The sequence below is a fragment of the Limosilactobacillus sp. genome (genome assembly GCF_022482365.1).
Lineage (GTDB): Bacteria > Bacillota > Bacilli > Lactobacillales > Lactobacillaceae > Limosilactobacillus.
On record NZ_JAKVPE010000001.1, the window covers coordinates 1,004,138 to 1,027,902 of the forward strand.

The following is a 23,765-nucleotide window of genomic DNA, read 5'->3' on the forward strand; positions in this document are numbered from 1 at the left end:
CAAGCTTAGTTTTGCTTGTCTTCCTCTTTCATCTTGGCTTCTAAGTCCTTGATGGAGTAAGCAGCAACACTAACTTCCTTTGGCTTAATATTCCGGTAGGTTGGCATCCCCGTCCCGGCAGGAATGATCTTCCCGATGATAACATTTTCCTTTAAGCCGACCAGTGGATCGTTCTTACCACGAATAGCAGCGTCGGTCAGGACCCGCGTGGTTTCCTGGAATGAGGCAGCGGACAGGAAACTGTTCGTCTCCAGAGCGGCCTTGGTGATTCCGAGGATCAGCGGACGAGCCGTGGCCGGGATTCCACCGGCGTAGAGGGTCTTCTTGATGGCGTCACGGAATTGACCGATGTCCATCGTCTGACCAGGCAGCAGGTCGGTGTCACCAGGATCCATGACCCGAACCTTGCGCATCATCTGCCGAATCATGATTTCAACGTGCTTATCCAGCAGGTCAATCCCCTGCATCCGGTAAACACCCTGAACCTGAGCCAGCAGGTAGGTTTCGGTGGACAGAACGTCGCGAACCTGAATCAGTTCCTTTGGATCAATGGAACCAACGTTCAGTGCGGTCCCACGGTGAACAAAGTCGCCTTCAGCAACCTCCATCCGGGCCGTAATCGGCAGGGTGTAGGTCCGGGTGTCGGTTTCACCCTTAATAGTAACGTCCTTGGTCCGTTCAGCTGGGTTTTCTTCGATTGACTCAACTTCCCCGGTAACTTCGGAAATGGTTGCACGCCCCTTAGGATTCCGGGCTTCAACAATTTCCTGCACACGAGGGAGACCTTGGGTGATATCTTCGTTGCCGGCAACACCACCAGTGTGGAAGTTCCGCAACGTCAGCTGGGTACCTGGTTCACCGATTGACTGAGCGGCAACCGTACCAACGGCTTCACCCATTTCAACCCGATCACCGGTAGCGGCGTTCCGACCGTAGCAGCGTTCACAAACACCGTGTTCAGTGTTGCAAGTGAAGGCAGAACGAATCGTAACCTTCTTAACGCCGGCGTCAACGATCTTCTGAGCCATCTCTTCGTCGATCAGGACGTTCTTGCCGACGATCTTCTCACCGGTCTTTGGATCAAAGACGGACTTCATCGTGTAACGACCCATGATCCGGTCGTACAGTGGTTCGATCATTTCGTTCCCGTTGGTAATGGCGGTAACTTCCAGACCACGGTCAGTTCCACAGTCCTTTTCACGAACAACCACGTCCTGGGCAACATCAACCAGCCGCCGGGTCAGGTAACCTGAGTTGGCGGTCTTCAGGGCAGTATCCGTCATCCCCTTACGAGCACCGTGTGAGGACAGGAACATTTCCAGGACGGACAGCCCTTCGTAGAAGTTGGACTTAACAGGCAGTTCCATGATCTTACCGTTTGGTGCGGCCATCAGACCACGCATTCCGGCCAGCTGGGTAAAGTTGGAGATGTTACCACGGGCACCGGAGTCGGACATCATGTTGATTGGGTTGTGGATATCCATGTGCTCAATCAGCTTATTTTGAACCTCGTCCTTGGCATCGTTCCAGGCACCGATAACCCGTTCGTACCGTTCGTCATCCGTAATCAGACCACGGCGGAACTGCTTGGTGATCAGGTCAACCTGCTTCTGGGCCTTGTCCAGGATCTCTGGCTTTTCAGGCAGATCGTGAATATCGGACATCGCGGTCGTCAGGCCAGAAATGGTGGATTCGTAGTAACCAAGGTCCTTGATTCGGTCCAGGAACTGGGAGGTCTTAGTAACCTTGTATTGCTTGTAAACTTCGGCAATCAAGTCGGACAAAAAGCCCTTCTTGAATGGTGGAACCAGTGGAGCATTCTCCAGGTATTCGTGGATGTCCTCACCAGGTTCCAGGAAGTACTTGTCGTCAACGCCTTCGTGAATGTTGGCGTCGGTTGGTTCGTTGATGTAGGCGAAGTCCTTTGGCATGATCCGGTTGAAGATCAGCTTACCAACGGAGGTCACCATGATCTTGTTCCGCTGCTCGTCAGTAAATGGCTTGTCAGGGAATGAGGAAACCTGAACACCAACCCGGGTCTGCAGGGAAACGTAATCGTTCCGGTAGGCCATCTCGGCTTCGTCGGTGTTCTTGAAGATCATGCCTTCGCCTTCACGACCCTTGTCTTCAGTGGTCATGTAGTAGTTACCGATAACCATATCCTGAGATGGGGCCACGATTGGTTCACCGTCACGTGGGCTCAGAATGTGGTGGGCAGCCAGCATCAGGAGACGGGCTTCCGCTTGGGCTTCGTCGGACAGTGGCACGTGAATGGCCATCTGGTCACCATCGAAGTCGGCGTTGTAGGCGGTACATACCAGTGGGTGCAGCCGCATTGACTTCCCGGAAACCAGGATTGGTTCGAAGGCCTGAATACCAAGCCGGTGCAGGGTAGGTGCCCGGTTCAGCAGTACTGGGTGTTCCTTGATAACGTCTTCCAGAACATCGAAGACATCGTCATCCCGGCGGTCAATCTTGCGCTTGGCAGCCTTAACGTTAGCGGAAAGGCCCCGCTTAACCAGTTCGTGCATGATGAATGGCTTGAAGAGCTCCAGGGCCATTGGAACTGGCAGACCCATCTGGTTCATCTTCAGGGATGGACCAACATCGATAACGGAACGACCGGAGTAGTCAACCCGCTTCCCCAGCAGGTTCTGACGGAACCGCCCCTGCTTACCCTTGAGCAGGTGGGACAGGGACTTAAGCGGACGGTTACCAGGACCGGCCACCGGACGACCCCGCCGACCGTTATCGATCAGGGCGTCAACGGCTTCCTGCAGCATCCGCTTTTCGTTCTGGACGATGATTCCAGGAGCCTGCAGCTGCAGCAGGCGCTTCAACCGGTTGTTCCGGTTGATAACCCGCCGGTAGAGGTCGTTCAAGTCGGAAGTGGCGAAACGGCCACCTTCCAATTGAACCATTGGACGCAGGTCCGGTGGCATGACCGGAATAACGTCCATGACCATCCATTCTGGCTTGTTGCCGGACTTGAGGAAGGCTTCCAGAATGTCCAGACGCCGGATGGCCCGGGTCCGCTTCTGACCCGTGGCTTCCTTGAGCTCTTCCTTCAGTTCGTTGGCTTCCTTTTGCAGGTCAACGTCGGCCAGAAGCTTCTTGACCGCGGCAGCACCCATCTCAGCGGTGAAGCGGTTGCCGTATTCCTGCTTCTTTTCCCGGTAGTCCGCTTCGGAAAGCAGTTGCTTCTTTTCCAGTGGGGTGTCACCAGGATCCAAAACAACGTAGGAAGCGAAGTAGATGACTTCTTCCAGGGAACGTGGGCTCATGTCCAGTACCAGGCCCATCCGGCTTGGAATTCCCTTAAAGTACCAGATGTGGGAAACCGGCGCAGCTAATTCGATGTGGCCCATCCGTTCACGACGAACCTTGGAACTAGTAACTTCGACACCACAGCGGTCACAAATCCGACCCTTGTAGCGAATCCGCTTGTACTTACCACAAGCACACTCGTAGTCCTTAGTTGGGCCAAAGATTCGCTCGTCAAACAGACCCTGCTTTTCCGGCTTTAAGGTCCGGTAGTTGATCGTTTCTGGCTTTTTAACCTCACCATACGACCAGCTACGGATCTTATCTGGAGAAGCCAGACCGATCTGCATGCTTTCAAATTTATTGACATCAATCAAAGGATGTTCCTCCTTATTTCAGTAAATCTCGGTTGAAGAACGGTTAGTCTTGCTTTGTTTTATCTTCAGTCTTTGATGCAGATGAGGCCTTTGCAGCGTCCTTCTTCTGACCATCGGCGTTGTGCTGTTCGGCGTACTTGGCCAGGGCATCAACGCTGACGACTTCAGAGTCATCTTCATCCATGTTCTTTAATTGAACTTCCTTGTGGTTGCTATCCAAGACCTTCATGTCCAGGCCAAGGGCTTGCAGTTCCTTAACCAGCACACGGAATGATTCTGGAACGCCCGGCTTTGGAATTGGCTGACCGTTGATGATTGCGTCGTAGGTCCGAACACGACCAACGGTATCATCGGACTTGTAAGTCAGGATTTCCTGGAGAGTGTAGGCAGCCCCGTAAGCTTCGAGGGCCCAAACTTCCATTTCACCAAACCGCTGACCACCGAACTGGGCTTTCCCACCCAGTGGCTGTTGCGTAACCAGTGAGTAAGGACCAGTTGAACGGGCGTGGATCTTATCGTCAACCATGTGGGCCAGCTTCAGGTAGTGCATGGAACCAACGGCAACCCGGTTTTCAAATGGTTCACCGGTCCGGCCATCGTAAAGCACCGTCTTCCCGTCTTCAGGGAACCCGGATTCACGAACGGCGTCCCAAACATCCTTGTCGGTGGCACCATCAAAGACTGGCGTGGCCATGTGAATACCAAGGCGCTTAGCAGCCATCCCCAGGTGCAATTCGAGCAGCTGCCCGATGTTCATACGGGATGGCACACCCATTGGACTCAGCATGATGTCGATTGGCGTCCCGTCTGGCATGTATGGCATATCTTCTTCAGGCACAACGATGGAAACAGTACCCTTGTTACCGTGACGACCAGACATCTTGTCACCGACCTGGATCTTCCGCTTCTGAGCGATGTAGACCCGGACCATGGTGTTAACACCTGGTGACAGTTCGTCCCCATTTTCACGGGTGAAGATCTTAACGTCCTGGATGATTCCGCCACCGCCGTGAGGAACCCGCAGTGAGGTATCACGAACTTCACGGGACTTTTCACCAAAGATGGCGTGGAGCAGCCGTTCTTCGGCGGACAGTTCCGTCATCCCCTTTGGCGTCACCTTACCGACCAGGATGTCGCCGTCGTGCACTTCAGCACCGACACGGACAATCCCGTCTTCGTCCAGGTCCTTCAAGGCGTCGTCACCGACGTTTGGAATTTCACGAGTCATTTCTTCAGGTCCCAGTTTGGTTTCCCGGGCTTCGGACTCGTAGGACTCAATGTGGATAGACGTGTAAACGTCATCCTTAACCAGGCGTTCGCTGATGGCGATGGCATCTTCGAAGTTGTACCCTTGCCAAGTCATGAAGGCGATCAGTGGATTTTGACCCAGGGCTAGTTCACCCTGTTCCATTGATGGACCATCGGCTAAGACATCGTCGGCATCAATGTGCTCACCGACCTTGACGATTGGCCGCTGGTTGTAGTTCTTACCACCGTTGGAACGACGGAACTTCATCAGCTTGTAAGTGTCCAAAGTACCATCGTCTTCACGAACCCGTACTTCACGAGCATCAACGTATTCAACCGTTCCTGGCTTCTTGGCAATCATGGCTACCCCGGAGTCATGGGCTGCCTTGTAGTCAATCCCGGTACTTACCAGTGGCGCGTGCGGGTTGATCAGAGGAACCGCCTGCCGCTGCATGTTGGCACCCATCAGGGCACGGTTGGAGTCGTCGTTTTCAAGGAATGGAATACATGCGGAAGCGACGGAGACAACTTGCTTTGGAGAAACGTCCATGTAGTCGACGTTTTCAACACTAGTTTCAACGTATTCATCCTTGTCACGGGCCATAACCTGCTTGTCAACAAATGAACCATCATCAGTTAATGGCGAGTTGGCCTGAGCAATCACGAAGTTATCTTCTTCGTCGGCCGTTAAGTAATCGATCTTGTCAGTAACCTTGTGGGTCTTCCAGGAAACACGCCGGTATGGAGTTTCGATGAAGCCGTACTTGTTAACGCGGGCGTAGGAAGACAGGCTGTTGATCAGACCAATGTTTGGACCTTCAGGCGTTTCGATTGGGCACATCCGGCCGTAGTGGGTGTAGTGCACGTCCCGGACTTCATAGCCGGCCCGGTCACGAGTCAAACCACCAGGACCCAGGGCGGACAGACGCCGCTTGTGGGTCAATTCACCCAGCGGGTTGGTCTGGTCCATGAACTGGGACAGCTGGGATGAACCGAAGAATTCCTTGATGGAGGCAACCACTGGCCGAATGTTGATCAGCTGCTGTGGCGTCACGGTGTCAGGATCTTGAATTGACATCCGCTCACGAACCACCCGTTCCATCCGGGCAAGCCCGATCCGGAACTGGTTTTGCAGCAGTTCACCCACGGAACGAATCCGCCGGTTACCCAAGTGGTCGATATCATCGGTGGAACCAATGCCTTCTTGCAGGTTGAAGAAGTAGTTCAGAGAAGCCAGGATGTCGGCTGGTTCAATGTGCTTGTATTCCAATGGAATGTGACCATTGCCGATGATTGGCACAACGCGGTCAGGGTCAGTCTTGGAGTAAACCAGGACCTTCTGCAGCTTAACCGGGTCGGTCACAACGGCTTCGTCGGATGGCGTGTAGGTAACCATCTTGAAGTCATCGCGGTCCAGGTATGGTTCCAGCTTCTTCAGAACTTCCTTGGTTACCGTGTCGCCCTTTTGTGCCAGCACTTCACCAGTGTCTGGGTCCGCCAGCGTTTCGGCCAGGGTTTCACCCAGCAGCCGGTACTTGAGCATCAGCTTCTTGTTGGTCTTGTAACGACCAACCGGAGCCATGTCGTAACGCTTTGGGTCAAAGAACCGCGCCGTCAGGAGGTTCCGGGCGGAGTCAGCGGTCTTTGGTTCACCTGGACGCAGGCGTTCGTAGATGTCCTTTAAGGATTCCTCAACCCGGGAGTCCTCGGCGTTCTTGTGGACATCCTTGTCCAAGGTCAGTGACAGGGTTTCACTGTCGCCACCGAACATGTCGATAATTTCATCGTCGGAACCGAAGCCCAGTGCCCGAACCAGTTCGGTCATTGGCAGCTTCCGCGTCCGGTCGATCCGAACGTAGGAAACGTTCTTGGCGTCGGTTTCGTATTCCAGCCAAGCACCACGGTTTGGAATGAAGGTTGCGCCGTAGCTTGGCCGACCGTTCTTGTCGGTTTCTTCATTGTAGTAGACACCTGGGGAACGAACTAATTGGGAAACGATAACCCGCTCGGCACCGTTGATAATGAAGGTCCCCTGGTCAGTCATCAGTGGGAAGTCCCCAAAGAAGACGTCCTGAGACTTGATTTCACCAGTCTCGTGGTTAGTAAGGCGCAGCGTCACGTGCAGTGGTGCAGAGTAGTTTGCATCGTGTTCACGTGCTTCGTCAATCGTGTACTTTGGTTCTAAAAGTTGATAGTCGACGAATTCCAGGGAAAGCTTACCTTGGAAGTCATCGATTGGCATAATGTCATCAAACATTTCCCGCAGCCCTTTATCCATGAACCACTTGTAAGAGTCGGTCTGGATTTCAATCAGGTTAGGCAACTCGAGAACTTCTTTAATCCGGGAGTAACTACGACGGGTACGGTGCTTACCGTATTTTACTAAATGTCCGGCCAAACTGTTCACCTCTCTAATTTGTTGGGTGAGCCATTTCCAAATATTACATTTTGGTTACAATTTCACCAAAATCCAACTTTTGGGCAAAAAAAATCCAAAAACAGTCATCAACTGTCTTTGGTTTTATTGCAGAGCGCAATGGACAATAGATCACCACGCTCAAATGAACTCACAAATTACATACTGTATTAGTATAACCGTGTGTCCTTCAATTGTCAATCGTTAGCTTCGGGTTTCTTCGTCATGCCGTTAATGATGCAGTCCAGGATCAATTTGGTCCGCTGCTCATTGTCAATGGCGTGCCCCCCGATCATCTGGTAGGTCCCGAAAACCGGGGTCAGACTGGCCAGGAATAATTCCGCCGCTTCCTTGGGCAACAGGTCGCCACGCAGGTGCACCGCCGGCTGCTTAAAGTAATCACCAATCGGGTCCAGGTAATCCATCATGAAGATCATGTTGAACTTCCGCTGGGCACTCTTGGACAAGAGCCGCATCGCCTGATTGTACTGTTCATAGATGCTGATCGGGTGATGGCGGCGCAAGGCCTTCACAATTTCATACAGCTGGTCTTCCGGTGACAGGTCGTGCTTGCGCAGGGCCTTGTTGATGTCCTGACGCACCTTCAGTGAAAAGCGCGTCATCACTTCCAGGAAGAGCACTTCCTTATCGCTAAAATGGTGATATAAGGCCGGTTGGGTAATCCCAATCTCCTTTGCAATATCTCGGGTCGAGGTCTGACCAAACCCTCGTTGCAAGAAAAGACGGGTGGCAGTGCGCAAGATCGCCTGCCGAGTCTTTTCGAGCTGCTCCGTACGTCGCATTAAACATCTCTCCTCATTCAATTCACGTATTAGTTAACATTATAATGCCGAACAAGTCCTCATGACAACGATTTCACATAATTCGGCACGGATTAGGGGAGCAACCCCTTTGTAGCTGGTTGCTCCCCTAATTTTAATCACTAAGTTTTACCAGGACCGGCTTGGTTCCCGCCGGTTTCTTAACTTTCATTGTCAGCTTACCATGGTTGGCGCCAATTGTCACCTCGTCGCCAGCCTTGATCTGGCCCGCCAGAAGCGCCGTGCTGAGGCCATCCTCAACGTGATCCTGCAGTGCACGCCGCAGCGGCCGGGCCCCGTATGCCGGGTTGTAGCCCAACTTGGCAATCTCATCAATTGCCGCCGGGGTGATCTTCAGGTCGATCCCCTGACTGGCAATCCGTTTGCGAAGCTCATCCGCCATCAGCTTGACGATCTGGTGCAGCTCCTTCTTGTTGAGGGAGTGGAAGATGATCGTCTCATCGATCCGGTTCAAAAATTCTGGCCGGAAATGAAGTTTCAGCTGCTGCTTAATGGCCGCTGCCATCGCGTTGTAATCCTGGCTGAGGTCCTTAGCACCGAAGCCGACCTCCTTTTCGTCCTGAAGTTGGGTTGCTCCCAGGTTGGAGGTCATGATGATGATGGTGTTCCGGAAATCGATCTTCCGCCCCTTGGCATCGGTCAGGTAGCCATCGTCCAAGACCTGCAGCAGAAGGTTGAAAACGTCCGGGTGGGCCTTTTCGGCTTCATCCAGCAAAACGACGGAGTACGGGTGCTGACGAACTTTTTCGGTCAATTGACCCCCTTCGTCGTAGCCAACGTAGCCTGGCGCCGCCCCGATCAGCCGACTGGTACTGTACTTCTCCATGTATTCCGACATGTCGATCCGGATCATGTTGTCTTCCGAACCAAACATCGCCTCGGCCAAGGCCTTGGCAAGCTCGGTCTTCCCAACCCCGGTTGGGCCCAGGAACATGAAGGAGCCAATCGGCCGGTTCGGATTCTTAAGCCCGCTCCGGGCCCGCCGAATGGCCTTGGCCACTGCACTGACGGCCTCGTCCTGGCCGATGACCCGCTGGTGCAAGACCCGTTCCAGGTTGACCAGCCGTTCACTCTCGCTCTTCTTCAGCTGGGTCAACGGCACCCCGGTCCACTCGGAGACAACCTTGGCCACGTCCTCACCGGTGACCTTGAGCCGATAGCCATTCTGCTCCGCTTTGGCCGACCGCTTGGCCTGCCGGTTCAGCTCGGCCCGCAAGGTTAATTCGTCCTGGCGCAATTGGGCAGCCTGGTCGAAGTCCTGATTTTCAATAGCGGCTTCCTTCTTAGAACGGAGCTGGTCGAGCTTGTCTTCTAAGGATGGCTTGCGTTCGTCCCGCTCTTCAGCGTCGATCCGCACCATCGCCGCCGCTTCATCCATCAGGTCAATCGCCTTGTCAGGAAGGAAGCGATCCGAAATGTAGCGATCCGAAAGCTTGACGGCCTGTTCCAGGGCCTCGTCGGTGATCTGGGCGTGGTGGTGTTCCTCATACTTCGGCCGCAAGCCCTTCAAAATCTTCAGGGTCGCATCGGGGGTTGGCTCGTCGACCTGAACCGTCGCGAACCGCCGCTCCAGGGCCGCATCGGACTCGATGTACTTCTGGTACTCGTCCAAAGTCGTGGCCCCGATGGTCTGCAACTCACCCCGGGCCAGGGCCGGCTTGAGGATGTTGGAGGCATCGATGGCCCCCTCGGCACCCCCGGCCCCGATCAGGGTGTGGAGTTCGTCAATAAAGAGGATCACGTGGCCGTCATTTTGGATTTCCTCAATGACCTTCTTCAGCCGGTTTTCAAACTCGCCCCGGTACTTGGTGCCCGCGACCAGCGAGCCCATGTCCAGGACCATCAGTCGCTTGTTAGCCAGTTCTTCCGGAACCGTCCCGGCCACCATCCGCTGGGCCAGGCCCTCGGCAATGGCGGTCTTACCGACACCCGGCTCACCGATCAGGACTGGGTTGTTCTTGGTCCGCCGACTGAGGATTTGGATGACCCGCTTGATTTCCTTGTTCCGGCCAACCACCGGATCAAGCTTGTGACTGCGAGCCAGCCGGGTCATGTCCCGGGCCAGCTTGTCGAGGGTCGGTGTCCCCGCGGCAGCCGCGTTGTTGCCCTGCTGGTTTGGCTGCGGGCGAACCTGGTTTTCGGCGATTCCCAACCGCCGCAGGGTCACCTTGCGAACCTGGCGTGGCAGGACGTCCAGGCTATACAGGATCCGCGACGACAGTACGCCGTCGTCGGCAATCAGTGCCAGCAAAAGGTGCTCGGTGCCGATCTTCAAGGTGTGCATCTGCTGGGCTTCCTGACCAGCCAGGGCCAGCACCTGCTTAGCCTTTGGCGAGTACGGCAGGTAGTCTGCCGGGCCGAGATCGTCCATTGTTCCGTAGCCGATTAGTCGTTCAATTTCTTCACGAATGTCGTCACTGGTGATTGAGAACTGTTCAAAGATCTTGTTGGCAATCCCATCCTTGTCCATGGAAAGGGCCAGCAGGAGGTGTTCAGTGCCGACAGCTTGGTGTTTAAAGTATTTTGCCTGTTCATGCGCAATTTCTAAGACATGTTTGGCGCTTGGTGTAAACATGTTATCCATCAACAATCATCCTCTAACTTTCATACCGTAGCCGATTGAGAAACGAAACTAAGATTCGGGCGCGAAGTTTGTTCTCCAAGTTGGCGTCGTCCACCGCCAGGGTTTGCTTGGACAAGGCCACCAGCATCAGGTCCCCCTCACGTTGCGAAATCAGGTCTTCATTATATAGGGTCTGCACGATCGCAAAGGCATCGCGTTCGCGAATCGAGTCCCCAATTGCCTGGACTAGTGAGTCTAACACATCGACGTCGCCAAGTAAATTAACTCGTTCGATGCGGATATAGCCGCCCCCACCACGCTTGCTCTGGACCAGGTAGCCATTTTGAATGGTGAACCGGGTCTTAATCACGTAGTTAATCTGCGATGGAACGACATTGAAATGGTCAGCAATCTCTGCGCGACGAATCTCAATCTGAGTATCATCCCCAAAAATTCCCTTGAGGTAGTCTTCAATAATATCCGAAATACTTCGATTTTCCACCTTATCACCTTCCATCGTTTGACTAATTCTGACCAAATTTTACCATATTTTAGTCCAAAACACTGCCGAAAAGTCTTGCCGCTCGAGGAAAGATTGAAGCAAATCAGCTCTTTGAAGCCTGTTATTCCCAGCCGAGTTTATGAATTATTTTTTATAATAATTCAGCGACGGTTTGATTTTATTCATCGACCTAAATTTCAAGAATAAGTTAGCCACTGGACTCAAATAAATAATACTGACCAATTGATTATTGGTTGATGGAGCTGTGATATCTCTTGGTAGAAGGCCTTACGATAGATATCCATTGACGAATGTCCATTAAACATAGCTCGTGGATAGTGATTCATCCAATCATTAGTCGCTATGATCTGAGCACTACTATAGTTATTTATAGCTTCACCTTTGGTAATCTCCTTGCGGAGAAACCGGTTATTGATCTCATTGGATCCACGTTCCCAAGGGGAATACGGATCAGCATAGAAAACATGATCGTGAACTTGTGTTAACTCACTAAATTCTGAACCGTTGTCAGAGGTTATTGTCTTAAAAATGCGATAGTAAGCATCTGTGCCCATTTTCTGGCGCAAATTTATAAAGAACTGATTTACTGCATGCGCAGTTTTACCAGCAATTTTACTCGTGATATTAACTCGTGAAAGGCGATCAGTCATTACTAGTACAACACTGTCATTACCGTTTTTCTGTCCCTGAACTGTATCCAGTTCCCAATGGCCAATTTCGGACCGTTGGTCCGCAGTTTGAGGTCGTTGAGCAATATTAGGCCCTAAGCACCTTTTAGCTTGCGGATGAGTTTGATGATGCTTACGTTTAGGTTTTTCAAAGAGGTCTAAATTGGACGTACGAAGCACACCCTCATTAATCCATTGATATAAAGTTACAACCGACTTTGGGATCAGGGTGCCATCATTCATTAAATCTCGAGCCTTATAAATAACCGCTTGTGGGGAGTAATGGTGGTCGTCAAACTCACCAAGCATTAGCTGATCAGCTAATCGTAAAAATTGCTTTGAAGAATAATATAAGCGACGACGACCAGAATGGCGGTGATGTTCAAGATATGTGGCCTGACCAGCTTCATAACTATAGATGTAGTAAGAATATTCGTAAATCTTACCATTAGATTTTTGACGACGAAGTTGGCGGACCGTACCACGGTTGAGCTCGTTATTAATTGTTTGATGATTAACTCCTAATTGGCGACCAATTGCGCGATTGGAAAGTCCTTGCGACTTTAAAGTCGCAATCATCACACGTTCTTCTTTAGTAAGATGAGCATTCTTTTTATGAGTAGTCAATAAAATAGTAGACATGGTATCATTTAAGTGCGTCATTTGACGGACATCCTTTCATATAGGTTTGGTTCACTTAATATGATACCTGATGTCACGCCGAATGGCGTTTTTTATTTACCACCAACTGGGTGGCTAACTTCATTCTATAATCTACCATTTTATTCATCGAAACTGTAAAAATACGAAAAGTTCTGAACTTTGCCGCAAAAGCCCTTGAACGACCGCTCGCCTATCCTTTATAATTTTTCTTGACAAAGGCCGTTTCGGCTGGATAAACAACGCTAATCAATTAAAGGAGACTTTCGATTATGACAGATCGTTTAAAAGATAAAGTTGCGATTATCACCGGTGCCGCAAGTGGTCAGGGTGCCGCCGAAGCCCGCCTCTTCTTGCAAGAAGGAGCCTACGTGGTTGCGACCGACGTCCAGTTCGACCTCTTAAAGAAGCAGGCCAACAAGTTTGCGGAAAAGTTTGGTGACCGCATTCTGCCAATCATCCAGGATGTCACGAAGGAAGACGACTGGCAAAAGGTTGTCGACCAGACGATGGCCAAGTTCGGCAAGATCGATATTCTGGTCAACAACGCCGGCATCGGGAACACCGATACGACCAGCGGCCTGGAGGACTCAACCGTCGACGACTGGCACCACTTCATGGACATCAACGCCATGTCCCACTTTTTGGGGATGAAGTACGTGGTTCCTTACATGAAGCAAAACGGCAAGGGTGCCATCGTCAACGTTTCTTCCCTGGCCAGCGTTCAGGGAATCGCCGGTGCCTCCCCGTACACCGCCTCAAAGGGTGCTTCCCGGGCCCTGACCAAGGGTGCGGCGCGGGACCTCGGCCAGTTCAACATCCGGGTCAACGCTGTCCTGCCTGGCTGGATCGTCACCCCAATGATGCAGCAGTTTACCCTTAGCAAGAAGCTGCTGGACGAGCTGATTGCCGGTATTCCAATGGGGTATTTAGGTAACCCCGAAGACGTGGGTTACGCGGTGCTCTTCCTGGCTTCCGACGAGGCCCGCTTCGTCAACGGAACGGAAATCGTCGTTGACGGTGGCCAGTCCGTGCGGGGCTAATTGCAATTTATAAAGAGAAACGAATGGACGAATTGCGTGGCTAACCACGTGATTCGTCCATTTTTTTGAGTATAAAAAAGCAGCGACCAGACGATCGCTGCTTTTAATTATTTCAAATTACTTTTCCAATGAGAAGTCAACAACGTTCCGACCAACAACCTTGTTGTCCTTCAGTTCTTGGATCATGTCGTTGATTTCGGAGAGCTTCCGGGTGTGAACGATTGGGTGAACCTTGCCTTCAGCACCGAATTGGAAGCATTCTGCCAGGTCCTGACGAGTACCAACCAGGGAACCAGCAACGATGATGCCGTCCAGAACAGTCTTGGCAATGTTCAGCTTCATGTCACCCTGTGGCAGAGCAACGGCAACTAACTTGCCATCTGGACGCAGGGAGTTAACGGCTTGGTCAAAGGCAGCGGTCGTAACGGCAGTAACAACTGCGGCGTGAACCCCGCCAACCTTTTCTTGGATCTGTTCGTCAACGTTGTTATCGTGACGGTTGATGCATACTTCAGCACCGTTTTCCTTAGCGGCCTTCAGCTTGTCTTCGTTACCATCAACGGCAACAACGTGAGCACCGAAGACGTTGTGAGCAAATTGGATCCCGAGGTTACCCAGACCACCGGCACCAACGATGGATACCCATTGACCAGGCTTGATGTCAGCAACCTTCAGAGCCTTGTACATGGTAACACCGGCACAGGTCAGTGAAGTAGCTTCAACTGGGTCCAGACCTTCTGGAACCTTAACGGCGTAGTCAGCTGGAACGATGCATTGTTCAGCCATGGCACCATCGGCAGTCAGGCCGGCGTTCAGGACGTTGCGGCAAAGAGTTTCACGGCCGGTCAGGCAGTATTCACAGTGGCCACAGCCCTTGAAGAACCAAGCGATTGATACCCGGTCGCCAACCTTTAAGCTGGTAACGCCAGGGGCAACCTTGGATACACGGCCGACACCTTCGTGACCGATGATCCGGCCAGGGTACTTGCCGAATTCACCGGCAGCACAGTGCAGGTCGGTGTGGCAAAGACCACAGTATTCCATGTCAACTAAAGCTTCACCTGGCTTGAGGTCACGAAGCTTAACATCCTTAACAGTAACATATCCATCTACTGGATCGTTCATACAAGCAGCTTTCATAAGGTAAACTCTCCTTTTCTCATCAACATGTTATACATTTCACATTTCTTATAGTAGCAGATACCAAACGGAATTTAAAGTGAAATCGCCAACAATTTTATCTCGAAAGCCATACCAATCACCGCTATTTCGAGGAAGTCCCTTTCACAAGCCATCTTACTTCTTCAAACCAATCATCAATTTTTATTTAATTTCTGCCCGCCAAGCCCTAAAGCCCAATCAGTTTTGCGCAAATCCTCACAATTGCTTACTAAAGTTTAGTAAACCTTTTAGTCGTGATAGAGCATCCGGACGCTTTTGACATCGTTCTTGGTGATCCCGGTCTGGATGTTTCGTGGGATCATGACGCTGTGGGCATAGGATGGCGCGTGGGCCAGCCCGATGGCGTGACCAAGTTCGTGCTGGGCAACCTCGCTGCGAAAGTGCCGACTAGTGTAATCCAGCTGCGTGGCGTCCAGCGTTGACGTGGCCCGGATCAGGGTATGCGTATCCGGGTCGAACTCGGTCTTGGTCGAGCCCAGCTGAGATGTGACGTAGCCAACCGTGGCCGACTGCGAATTATCGGACAGGTCCCCGCTTTGGGCGATGACCTCCGCCTTGTTGGCATTCTTGATCCAGCGAAAGTGAATGGCCTTCGTCTTATTCCAACGCTTGACGGCATCCCGGAAGGCCTGTTGAATGTGCGGATCGTCCGTCTGCATGCAGATGGTCACCTTCTTGCTTGGCCAACGAATGCCCTCCAGGGGAACCGGGGTATTCTGCGGAATCGCGTAGTGGTGCCGGCGCTGGGACGGTTTGGTGCTAAAGGTCAGGCTTGGTTGGCTGGCATCACTTGCGCTCGAATCGCTAAAGGGCGTTGTCGGCAGCTGGTCGGCCTGGACTGGCAGGGCAAACGTCAGCCCCAAAAGCGTGATCAAATAAAATAGAATTAATCGCCGCCGCACTGGCTCCCCCTCCTTTCGTCTTCGTCCATGTTAATCGATTGGCTGCTTCGAGGCAATTAAGAAGCCTTGCTAAAAGCCGGACGAAAAACAAAGATTCCCCGCTCGGTTTCAGCACCAGGCGAGGAATCTTTTTTGAAAGTGGGCAAGGAAACACGTTCTTTTAAAGACGTGATGAATTGCCCTTCTTTTGTACCCAGCGGGCACATGGATAGCGTACAATATGATATAATTATTGATATGAAGGATATAAATAGGCTTACATATGGTAGAACATCGGTCTACAATCTTAATTACCATCTCATTTGGGGAACTAAGTATCGCAACAAAGTGCTGAAAGGACACGTTGAAATAGTCTTGAAGCGAACCTTGTATGAAATTGCTTCAAAATATGGCTTTACAATTGCCCACATGGAGATTGGTAAAGACGATCACATTCACTTATTAGTGAGTGCGCCACCTAAATTATCGGTGACGAATATCGTACGCTGGTTAAAAGGGATTTCCGCTTGGCAATTATTTAGAGAGTGCCCTGAGCTGCGAACTAGTTACTGGAAGAAGCAGGGACGCCACCTGTGGTCACCGAGTTACTATGTTGAAAGCATTGGTGCGGTCAATGAGCAGGCCGTGGCCAAATATATTGACGACCAACGCCGTAAAGAGGTGAACTTAGAATGAGTAAGGTAATTAAAGGAGTCAAGCTATGCTTGTACCCAACTAAGGCTCAACAAGACCAGCTTTGGCAGATGTTTGGTAATGACCGGAAAGTCTGGAACCTGATGTTGGGTATGGCTAAGGAACGTTATGAGAACAACCCTAACAGTCATTTTGTTAATGAATACGGCATGAATTACCTGCTTAAACGTCTCAAAGAAGAATATCCGTATCTCAGAGAAAGTGACGCAACTAGTTTTCTAGTGGTTAATCATAATCTCGCTCAAGCATTCAAAATGCTCTTCAAGCATCGGGGTGGTTATCCACGTTTCAAAAGCCGTCACGCTTTACGCCAATCCTATACGGGACGATCAACTTGCAAGGTGATTGCCAAACGTAGAATGCAATTGCCAAAACTAGGCAGTATCCGCACGAGCAAGACTAATCAAGTTGGCAATGCCAAAATTAAGCGGTACACCGTTAGTTATGACCCGACGGGACGTTATTACCTATCCTTACAAGTTGAAACTGAAACTTGCCAGCTGCCCAAAACTGGAAAATCCGTTGGCCTAGATGTTGGCATCGCAGATTTAGCCATCAGTTCCGATGGAGACAAATACGCTTCTTTTAACGCCAAATGGCATGAAAAGCAAGCCGTTAAGTGGCAAAGCAAATACTCTAAACGTCGTCACCAGGCAATGGTAGCCGTTCGTCAGTGGAATCATAATCATAAAACGATTAAAGAAGATCTGGACGACTATCAAAATTGGCAACGGGCCAGAGTGACAAAGGCTCGTTACCAACAAAAGATAGCCAACAAGCGCAAGGATCACCTGCATAAGCTCACTACTAATTTAGTTAAGCAGTATGACGTGATTGTGATTGAGGATTTGAAAACCAAGAATCTCCAAAAGAATCACTGCTTAGCTAAATCTATTGCGAACGCCAGTTGGTATCAATTCCGCACCATGTTGGAGTATAAGTGTGCTTGGTATGGTAAACAGTTAATCGTGGTTAAGCCTAACTACACCAGTCAGATTTGTAGCACTTGTGGGTATCACAGTGGTAAGAAGCCGCTAGAAATCCGGGAATGGACTTGTCCTAAGTGTGGAATACACCACGATCGAGATATTAATGCGGCAGTTAATATCTTGCGTAGAGGATTAAAAGCCGTTGGTTAGGAACTAGCCTTGGTAAAAGAGCGGAGTTCTGTAAGTTAGGTAGCTGGAATACCAGTGCAATATCCTAAATACTACTTCGCGTTCCCAGAAGCTCGGTCATTTATGGCCGAGTAGTTCACTAGTGTTTAATGTAGCGCACCCGACTGACCGCGTCGATTGCTTCCAGTTCCGCGGTTACCTTCTTAATATCTGCAGCATCGAGGTCGCTGATGTCGACGATCGTGTAGGCATACTTGTCACGGGACCGGTTGACCAGGTTTTCGATGTTCAGTTGATTGTCGGCCATGACGGTCGTGATCTGCCCCAGCATGTTCGGCACGTTGCGGTGAATGATGGTGAAACGGTGCGGACCGGCAAAGGGCGCCTTGACATTCGGCAGGTTGACCGAATTGGCGGTGTTCCCGGTGGCGAGGTAGTCCATGATCTCGCGGGCCGCAATCCGGGCGCAGTTGGCCGTGGCCTCCTTCGTCGAACCGCCGATGTGAGGCGTGATCGTGACTTGATCGTTGCCCAGAATCTGCTCGTCACTGAAGTCGGTGCTGTAGTGGGCAACCTGGCCGTTCTCCAGGGCCGCCAGGACGGCCGCATTGTCGACGATTCCCAGGCGGGAGTAGTTGAGCAGCACCGCGCCCGGTTTGAACATCGCCATCTCCTTGGCGCCAATCAGGCCCGTGGTCTCCTCATTCTTTGGTACGTGAACCGTGATAAAGTCGGCCCCAGCAACCGTCTCCTTGATCGTCGCCGCCCGCTTGACTGCCGGCGAAAGGTGCCAGGCCGAGTCAACCGACAGGTAGGGATCGTAGCCGGTGACGTCCATCCCCAGGTCAATTGCGGCGTTGGCCACCAGCGAGCCGACGTGGCCCAGCCCCAGGATGGCCAGCTTCTTGCCCAGCAGTTCCGTGCCGCTGAACTGGGTCTTCTGTTTCTCCGTCCGCAGGGTGATGTCGGCGCCGGGTGCGGCCGAAGCGCTCCAGTTGGCCGCATTGATCAGGTTCCGTTTGGCATCGATCATGATCGCCAGCACCAGTTCTTTAACCGCGTTGGCATTGCCACCGGGCGTGTTGAAGACCGCGATCCCGTCTTCTAAGGCCCGGTCCAGGGGGATGTTGTTAAAGCCGGCACCGCAGCGGGCAATCACCTTTAAGCTGGCCGGGAACTCCTGATCGTGCAGGTCAACGCTGCGGATCATGTAGGCGTCCGGGGCGGCAGCGTCCTGGTTGATTCGGTAGTCGTCGGTAAATTCTGCCAGGCCGGCCTGGGCAATGGCGTTGTAGGTTTTAATATTGTACATGTGGGCTCCTCCTTATCTATGCGTGTTCCCGTTCAAATTTCGCCATAAAATCGCGCAGGGCAACCGCGCCTTCGTATGGCATGGCGTTATAGAGACTGGCCCGCATTCCCCCGACCAGCCGGTGGCCCTTGAGGTTCTTCAAGCCGGCCTGGTCAGCTTCCTGGACAAAGGCGGCATCCAGGTCCGGATCACCGGTCGTAAACGGGATGTTGGTTAGCGAGCGGGCGTCTGGCGCGACCTTGTTGGTGAAGAGCTTCGATTCAGCCAGGTAGTCGTAGATCAGGTTGGACTTCTTGACGTTTTGATCGTTGATTGCTTCGACCCCACCCTGGTCCTCAAGCCACTTCATCACTAGGTTGGCGACGTAAATCTGGAAGACCGGCGGCGTGTTGAGCGTCGAGTGCTTCTTCGCCAGGGCCGGGTAGTTCAGCATGCTTGGCAGGGTGCTTTCCTGATCCAGAAGGTGCTTTTTCAGGACCACGATCGTCAGTCCCGCCGGCGCCAGGTTCTTCTGCGCCCCGGCATAGATCAGGTCGAAACGCTTGAAGTCGTAGGTTTGCCCCAAAAAGTTCGACGACAGGTCCCCCACCAGCGGCACCGTCGTCTCCGGCAGTTCGTGGTAGGTCGTGCCGTAGATCGTATTGTTACCGGTGATGTGCAGGTAGTCGTAGGTGTCAGCCGGCAGTTCGGGAACGGTCGGAATTGTCGTAAAGTCGGGGCCCGCATCCGTGACCGTGTCGACCGTCAGCCCAGGGATCTTCTCGGCTTCCTCAATCGCCCGCTCTGACCAGTGACCGGTATTAGCGTAGGCAACGCGGTGATATCTGGTGGCCAGGTTCAGCGGCACCATCGTAAACTGCAAGGTGCCTCCACCCTGAAGGAAGAGGGCCTCGTAGTCGTCCCCCAGGTGCATCAGCTTGAGGACGCGGTCGTGAGCCTGGGTGAGCACCTCATCAAAGAGTGGCGAACGGTGCGAAATCTCGACAATGCTCATCCCAGAGCCATGGTAATCGAGCAGTTCGGCTTGAACTTGTTTGAGAACGGTCCGTGGCAAGGTAGCTGGACCGGCGGCGTAGTTATAAATTGGCATGTTGATCCCTCCAAATCGTCTGGTACGAAAAAAGGCCCCCACTGTTCGTGGAGACCATTGGATTAGGATCCTAATCTAGTTCGTGGCCCCCACCATGTGAAGGCCACCCCAAAAGGCCAGCCTTCTAAATGCTAGAAGACTGGGAGGAGCTTAATAATACTGTCTTGAGATTCTTCATCATGGTGCTCCCTCCTTTTGGGCATTACAAATCATTAATTAAATTCTAACCTCGATTTAATTTTTTGTCAATATCCGGTATAATAATTAAAAAAATAAAGGAGCAAAACTCGATGACTGAATTATACATTGTCCGCCACGGCCAGACCACGGCTAACCGCGCTGGGCTCAAGCAGGGCGTCATTGATGATGACCGCACCCTGCTGACCGAAGACGGAATAAAACAGGCCCAGGAGCTGGCGGCCGTCTTCCACCCACTGAACCTGAGCGCGCTTTACCAATCACCACTGCGTCGAACCGTTCAGACCGCCCGGATCCTCAATCAAAGCTTGAACCTGCCCGTGGCCACCGACCGCCGCCTGCTGGAGATCTCCTATGGCGACTGGGATGGCCAGGAAAATGCCCGGCTGGAGGCCCAGTATCCCACGCTTTTCTACGACCTGATCCATGACGTTCGACCAAACTATGCTCCAGTGGCCCATGGCGAAACCTTCGACCACGTTCAAAAACGGGTCCTGGCCTTCACCAAAGACGTCGTCAAGGCCCACCCCACCGAGCGGCTCCTGATCGTCACCCACGGCTTCACGGTCCGCTCCTTTGCGGCCAACGCAACCGGGGCCCACGGTTTGGAAATCCTTGAACCGGACAACTGCAGCGTCACCAAGATCATCGTTGATCCACAAACGCTGGAGCAGCACCTCGTTTACTACAACCGGGCCGCCAAGCCAAACTTCTAACTCAAAAAACTGAAAGGCTGCCAACCAACTTCTCGTCGGTTGACAGCTTTTGACTTTAAAATAAAAAAATCGGAAATACAAGATTCGAACTTGCGACCTCTGCGTCCCGAACGCAGCGCTCTACCAAGCTGAGCTAATTTCCGAAAAAAAGAAGCGCCACACCCATCTCAAGGAGATAACTGTCACGCTTTATGATGCACCCAGAAGGAGTCGAACCTTCAACCTTCTGATTCGTAGTCAGACACTCTATCCAATTGCGCTATGGGTGCATAAGAGCGGAAGACGGGATTCGAACCCGCGACCCCCACCATGGCAAGGTGATGTTCTACCACTGAACTACTTCCGCATATGAAGTTTTTGACACATTCCGTATCAACAGTTATTAATTATACGTGATGGCCTCGGAATTGTCAACAGCCTTTTTTTGAAAAGCTGAATGCGGACGAAGGGACTTGAACCCTTACATCAAAAGATACAAGATCCTAAATCTTGCGCGTCTGCCAATTCCGCCACATCCGCATATGGAGGATACAGGGCTCGAACCTGTGACCCTCTGCTTGTAAGGCAGATGCTCTCCCAACTGAGCTAATCCTCCAAAAGAACTAAGCTGAAACAAATCAGCTTAATTAATATAACATCGATCGTTTGCTTTGTCAAACCCTACTTTAAATTTAATTCGGCCAGCTTGCGATCAATCATCCCCAGCACCTCAGTCGCCGCCGTCGGGTTCTCGACGAAGTTGTACTTGTCCCCGTCAATCAGCATCTTCGGGCTCTCGTCGTAGTTTTCGTACCAGGCGTCGTAGCGGTCGTTCAAGTTCTTGTAGTAGGAATACAGTGACGGGTCGTTGGCGATCTGCTCGTAGGCCCGGCCGCGCTTCTCGATCCGGTGCAGCATCGTTTCGAAGGAGACCTTGATCGTGATCAGGAGGTTCGGTGCCTTCTGGTGCACCTGGTCCGGCAGCTCCTCCATCATGTTGCTCAACAAGGAGGAGTAAATATCGGATTCCGTCTCCGTTGCCCGGCCCATGTCGGCGTTGAGCTTGAACAGGAGCTCGTCTTCAAAGATCGACCGGTCCAAGACGTTGAGGTCGTTGCTGTAGGAGGCCTTGATCTCGTCCAGGCGCTTGTTTAAGAAGTAGATCTGCAGCAAAAAGCCGTACTTCTTCGGGTTCTCGTAGAAGAGCGGCAAGATCTTGTTGTCGTCGACGGATTCATAAAAGGCCTGGCTGTTCAAGTGGTTGGCCAGAAGCTGGGTCAGGCTGGTCTTGCCGGCCCCGATTGTTCCTGCTAAAGCAATCATTTCGTAACTATCCCTTTCTCATTAAAATTCTTCTTGGTAAAATTCACGATTACCATTCTAACATTTAAAAACAAAATGACCACCAAAAAGTGGCCATATTTTGTGGTTGGGTTTTAATTAGCCTCATCATCTGGTACGTACTTCTCACCCTTGGTGCTCCGCGACAGGTCAACCTGGTCGAGTGGGATCAGGTGGGTCTTGTAACGCACCTTGTAGTAAATGAACAGGATCAAGAAGATCGGCACACTCATGTAGGAGATGGCAATGTTTTGCCAATCCAGCTTAATGAAGGCGTTGACGTTCTGCCCACAGATAACGATGAAGCAGAGGATAAAGGCGAAGATCGGGCCAAACGGGAAGAAGGCCGACCGGTACTTGAGGTCGTTGAGGTCACGCCCCTGGGCAATGTAGGCCCGCCGGAACCGCCAGTGCGAGGCGGCGATCCCCAGCCAGGCGATGAACCCACACAGCCCGGAGGCACTAATCAGGTAGTTGTAGGCCTGAGGTCCGATGAATTGGGTCAGGTAAATCAAAGTAGAAACCAGCATCGTCCCCAGCAGGGCGTAGATCGGAATCCCCCGCTTGTTGACGTAGCCCAGGAAACGCCATGCGTAGCCTTCCCGCGCCTGGGAGAAGAGCATCCGCGTCGAAGCGTAGAGCCCGGAGTTGGCCGATGAAACCACGGCCGTCAGGATGACCGCGTTCATGATGCTGGCCGCCACTGCCAAGCCGGCCCGCTTGAAGACGATCGTAAACGGACTCATCGTCACGTTGGAAACGTCCTGGTTCAACAGGTTCTTGTCAGTGTACGGCAGGATGCAGGCGATTACGAAGATCGTGCAGATGTAGAAAATCAGGATCCGCCAGAAGGTCGAGTGGATGGCCTTGGAGACGGAGTGTTCGGGATCGTTGGCTTCACCGGCGGTAATCCCGACCAGCTCGGTCCCCTGGAAGGAGAACCCGGCGATCAGGAAGACGCTGATGATCGACGGGATCCCACCGACGAACGGTGCCTTCTTGTAGTGGAAGTTGCTCAGGCCGACCGCGTGACCGCCCATGATTCCCAGAATGATTGCCACCCCGATGATCAGGAAGACGATGACGGTCACGATTTTGATCAGGGCCAGCCAGTACTCCGTTTCCCCGTAGGAACGCACGGAGAGGTAGTTGATGATAAAGATCAGGGCCAGCACCGCCACGCTGAAGACCCATTGCGGAACGTTCGGCAGCCAGTAGTTCATGATGATGCCGGCCGTCGTCGCCTCAACCGGGATCGTTACCGCCCAGTTCAGCCAGTAGTTCCAGCCCATCGCAAAGCCCAGTGCCGGGTCGACGAACTTTGTTGAATAAGCAGAAAACGATCCGGTCAGCGGCATGTAGGTGGCCATTTCCCCGAGACTGGTCATCAAGAAGTAGACCATGAAGCCCATCACGATGTAGGCAACCAGCGCCCCACCTGGCCCGGCAGTGGAGATTGCCTCCCCACTGGTAATGAACAGCCCGGTCCCGATGGTTCCCCCAAGGGCAATCATCGACAGGTGCCGGGTCTGCAACGACCGTTTCATATGGCCGGTCGAATGATCTGTGCTATCTGCCATAAACTCATTCCTCCAATAGTAAATTAAAAGCCTTCTTACCGAGGGCACCC

Annotated in this window: 16 protein-coding genes and 5 tRNA genes; 4 read left to right on the forward strand and 17 right to left on the reverse strand. The window is 52.2% G+C overall.

The window, feature by feature from the left end; all coding sequences use genetic code 11:
- Positions 1-5: 5 nt before the first annotated feature.
- From rpoC to LKE23_RS04940, 6 genes are all read right to left on the reverse strand, one after another.
- A complete protein-coding gene (gene rpoC / locus LKE23_RS04915; protein WP_291976220.1) occupies positions 6-3,641 on the reverse strand; it encodes a DNA-directed RNA polymerase subunit beta' in 3,636 nt (1,211 codons plus the stop codon).
- Positions 3,642-3,684: 43 nt separating this feature from the next.
- Positions 3,685-7,296 carry a DNA-directed RNA polymerase subunit beta gene (rpoB, locus tag LKE23_RS04920; RefSeq protein ID WP_291976222.1) on the reverse strand — a complete coding sequence of 1,204 codons (3,612 nt, stop codon included), beginning with the start codon at positions 7,294-7,296 and terminating at the stop codon, positions 3,685-3,687.
- Between the two features lie 206 nt (positions 7,297-7,502).
- Positions 7,503-8,108: a TetR/AcrR family transcriptional regulator gene (locus tag LKE23_RS04925; RefSeq protein ID WP_291976223.1), complete on the reverse strand. Its 606-nt coding sequence runs from the start codon at positions 8,106-8,108 to the stop codon at positions 7,503-7,505.
- A 133-nt stretch (positions 8,109-8,241) separates the two neighbouring features.
- Positions 8,242-10,731: an ATP-dependent Clp protease ATP-binding subunit gene (locus LKE23_RS04930; protein ID WP_291976224.1), complete on the reverse strand. Its 2,490-nt coding sequence runs from the start codon at positions 10,729-10,731 to the stop codon at positions 8,242-8,244.
- Positions 10,732-10,744: 13 nt separating this feature from the next.
- On the reverse strand, positions 10,745-11,212 hold the full coding sequence (locus tag LKE23_RS04935; protein WP_267200835.1) for a CtsR family transcriptional regulator: 468 nt from the start codon (positions 11,210-11,212) through the stop codon (positions 10,745-10,747).
- A 221-nt stretch (positions 11,213-11,433) separates the two neighbouring features.
- Positions 11,434-12,564 carry an IS30 family transposase gene (locus LKE23_RS04940; RefSeq protein WP_291976173.1) on the reverse strand — a complete coding sequence of 377 codons (1,131 nt, stop codon included), beginning with the start codon at positions 12,562-12,564 and terminating at the stop codon, positions 11,434-11,436.
- A gap of 269 nt (positions 12,565-12,833) precedes the next feature.
- On the opposite strand from LKE23_RS04940, the gene LKE23_RS04945 reads away from it, so the two are divergent.
- Positions 12,834-13,604: an SDR family NAD(P)-dependent oxidoreductase gene (locus LKE23_RS04945; protein ID WP_291976225.1), complete on the forward strand. Its 771-nt coding sequence runs from the start codon at positions 12,834-12,836 to the stop codon at positions 13,602-13,604.
- A 117-nt stretch (positions 13,605-13,721) separates the two neighbouring features.
- Here the strand turns inward: LKE23_RS04945 and adhP are convergent, their stop codons facing one another.
- Complete coding sequence (adhP, locus tag LKE23_RS04950) at positions 13,722-14,744, reverse strand: alcohol dehydrogenase AdhP (protein ID WP_267200833.1); 1,023 nt, start codon at positions 14,742-14,744, stop codon at positions 13,722-13,724.
- A gap of 269 nt (positions 14,745-15,013) precedes the next feature.
- Positions 15,014-15,688: a matrixin family metalloprotease gene (locus LKE23_RS04955; RefSeq protein ID WP_291976226.1), complete on the reverse strand. Its 675-nt coding sequence runs from the start codon at positions 15,686-15,688 to the stop codon at positions 15,014-15,016.
- A gap of 237 nt (positions 15,689-15,925) precedes the next feature.
- Between LKE23_RS04955 and tnpA the strand changes: the two genes are divergently transcribed.
- Both tnpA and LKE23_RS04965 read left to right on the forward strand, forming a co-directional pair.
- A complete protein-coding gene (gene tnpA / locus LKE23_RS04960) occupies positions 15,926-16,363 on the forward strand; it encodes an IS200/IS605 family transposase (RefSeq protein WP_291978265.1) in 438 nt (145 codons plus the stop codon).
- On the forward strand, positions 16,360-17,520 hold the full coding sequence (locus LKE23_RS04965) for an RNA-guided endonuclease TnpB family protein (protein ID WP_291976228.1): 1,161 nt from the start codon (positions 16,360-16,362) through the stop codon (positions 17,518-17,520). The genes tnpA and LKE23_RS04965 overlap by 4 nt, the downstream gene beginning before the upstream one ends.
- Before the next feature lie 118 nt (positions 17,521-17,638).
- Here the strand turns inward: LKE23_RS04965 and LKE23_RS04970 are convergent, their stop codons facing one another.
- Together LKE23_RS04970 and serC are read right to left on the reverse strand one after the other, a co-directional pair.
- Complete coding sequence (locus tag LKE23_RS04970; protein ID WP_291976229.1) at positions 17,639-18,811, reverse strand: phosphoglycerate dehydrogenase; 1,173 nt, start codon at positions 18,809-18,811, stop codon at positions 17,639-17,641.
- 16 nt (positions 18,812-18,827) lie between these two features.
- A complete protein-coding gene (serC, locus tag LKE23_RS04975) occupies positions 18,828-19,901 on the reverse strand; it encodes a 3-phosphoserine/phosphohydroxythreonine transaminase (RefSeq protein ID WP_291976230.1) in 1,074 nt (357 codons plus the stop codon).
- A 290-nt stretch (positions 19,902-20,191) separates the two neighbouring features.
- Here serC and LKE23_RS04980 point away from each other — a divergent pair, with 290 nt between their 5' ends.
- Positions 20,192-20,815 carry a histidine phosphatase family protein gene (locus LKE23_RS04980; protein WP_291976231.1) on the forward strand — a complete coding sequence of 208 codons (624 nt, stop codon included), beginning with the start codon at positions 20,192-20,194 and terminating at the stop codon, positions 20,813-20,815.
- Between the two features lie 69 nt (positions 20,816-20,884).
- On the opposite strand, the gene LKE23_RS04985 is transcribed toward LKE23_RS04980, so the two are convergent.
- The 7 genes from LKE23_RS04985 to LKE23_RS05015 all read right to left on the reverse strand — a co-directional run bounded on the left by LKE23_RS04985 (position 20,885) and on the right by LKE23_RS05015 (position 23,715).
- Positions 20,885-20,958 (reverse strand) — tRNA-Pro (locus tag LKE23_RS04985).
- A gap of 52 nt (positions 20,959-21,010) precedes the next feature.
- Positions 21,011-21,084 (reverse strand) — tRNA-Arg (locus LKE23_RS04990).
- 5 nt (positions 21,085-21,089) lie between these two features.
- Positions 21,090-21,161 (reverse strand) — tRNA-Gly (locus LKE23_RS04995).
- 91 nt (positions 21,162-21,252) lie between these two features.
- Positions 21,253-21,334 (reverse strand) — tRNA-Leu (locus LKE23_RS05000).
- A gap of 3 nt (positions 21,335-21,337) precedes the next feature.
- Positions 21,338-21,410, reverse strand: a tRNA-Val gene (locus LKE23_RS05005).
- Between the two features lie 65 nt (positions 21,411-21,475).
- The gene (locus tag LKE23_RS05010; protein WP_291976232.1) at positions 21,476-22,117 is read right to left on the reverse strand and encodes a deoxynucleoside kinase; all 642 of its coding nucleotides are present in this window, start codon (positions 22,115-22,117) and stop codon (positions 21,476-21,478) included.
- Between the two features lie 113 nt (positions 22,118-22,230).
- Positions 22,231-23,715 (reverse strand): amino acid permease, encoded by a 1,485-nt coding sequence (locus tag LKE23_RS05015; RefSeq protein WP_291976233.1) that lies wholly within the window; start codon positions 23,713-23,715, stop codon positions 22,231-22,233.
- Positions 23,716-23,765 lie beyond the last annotated feature (50 nt).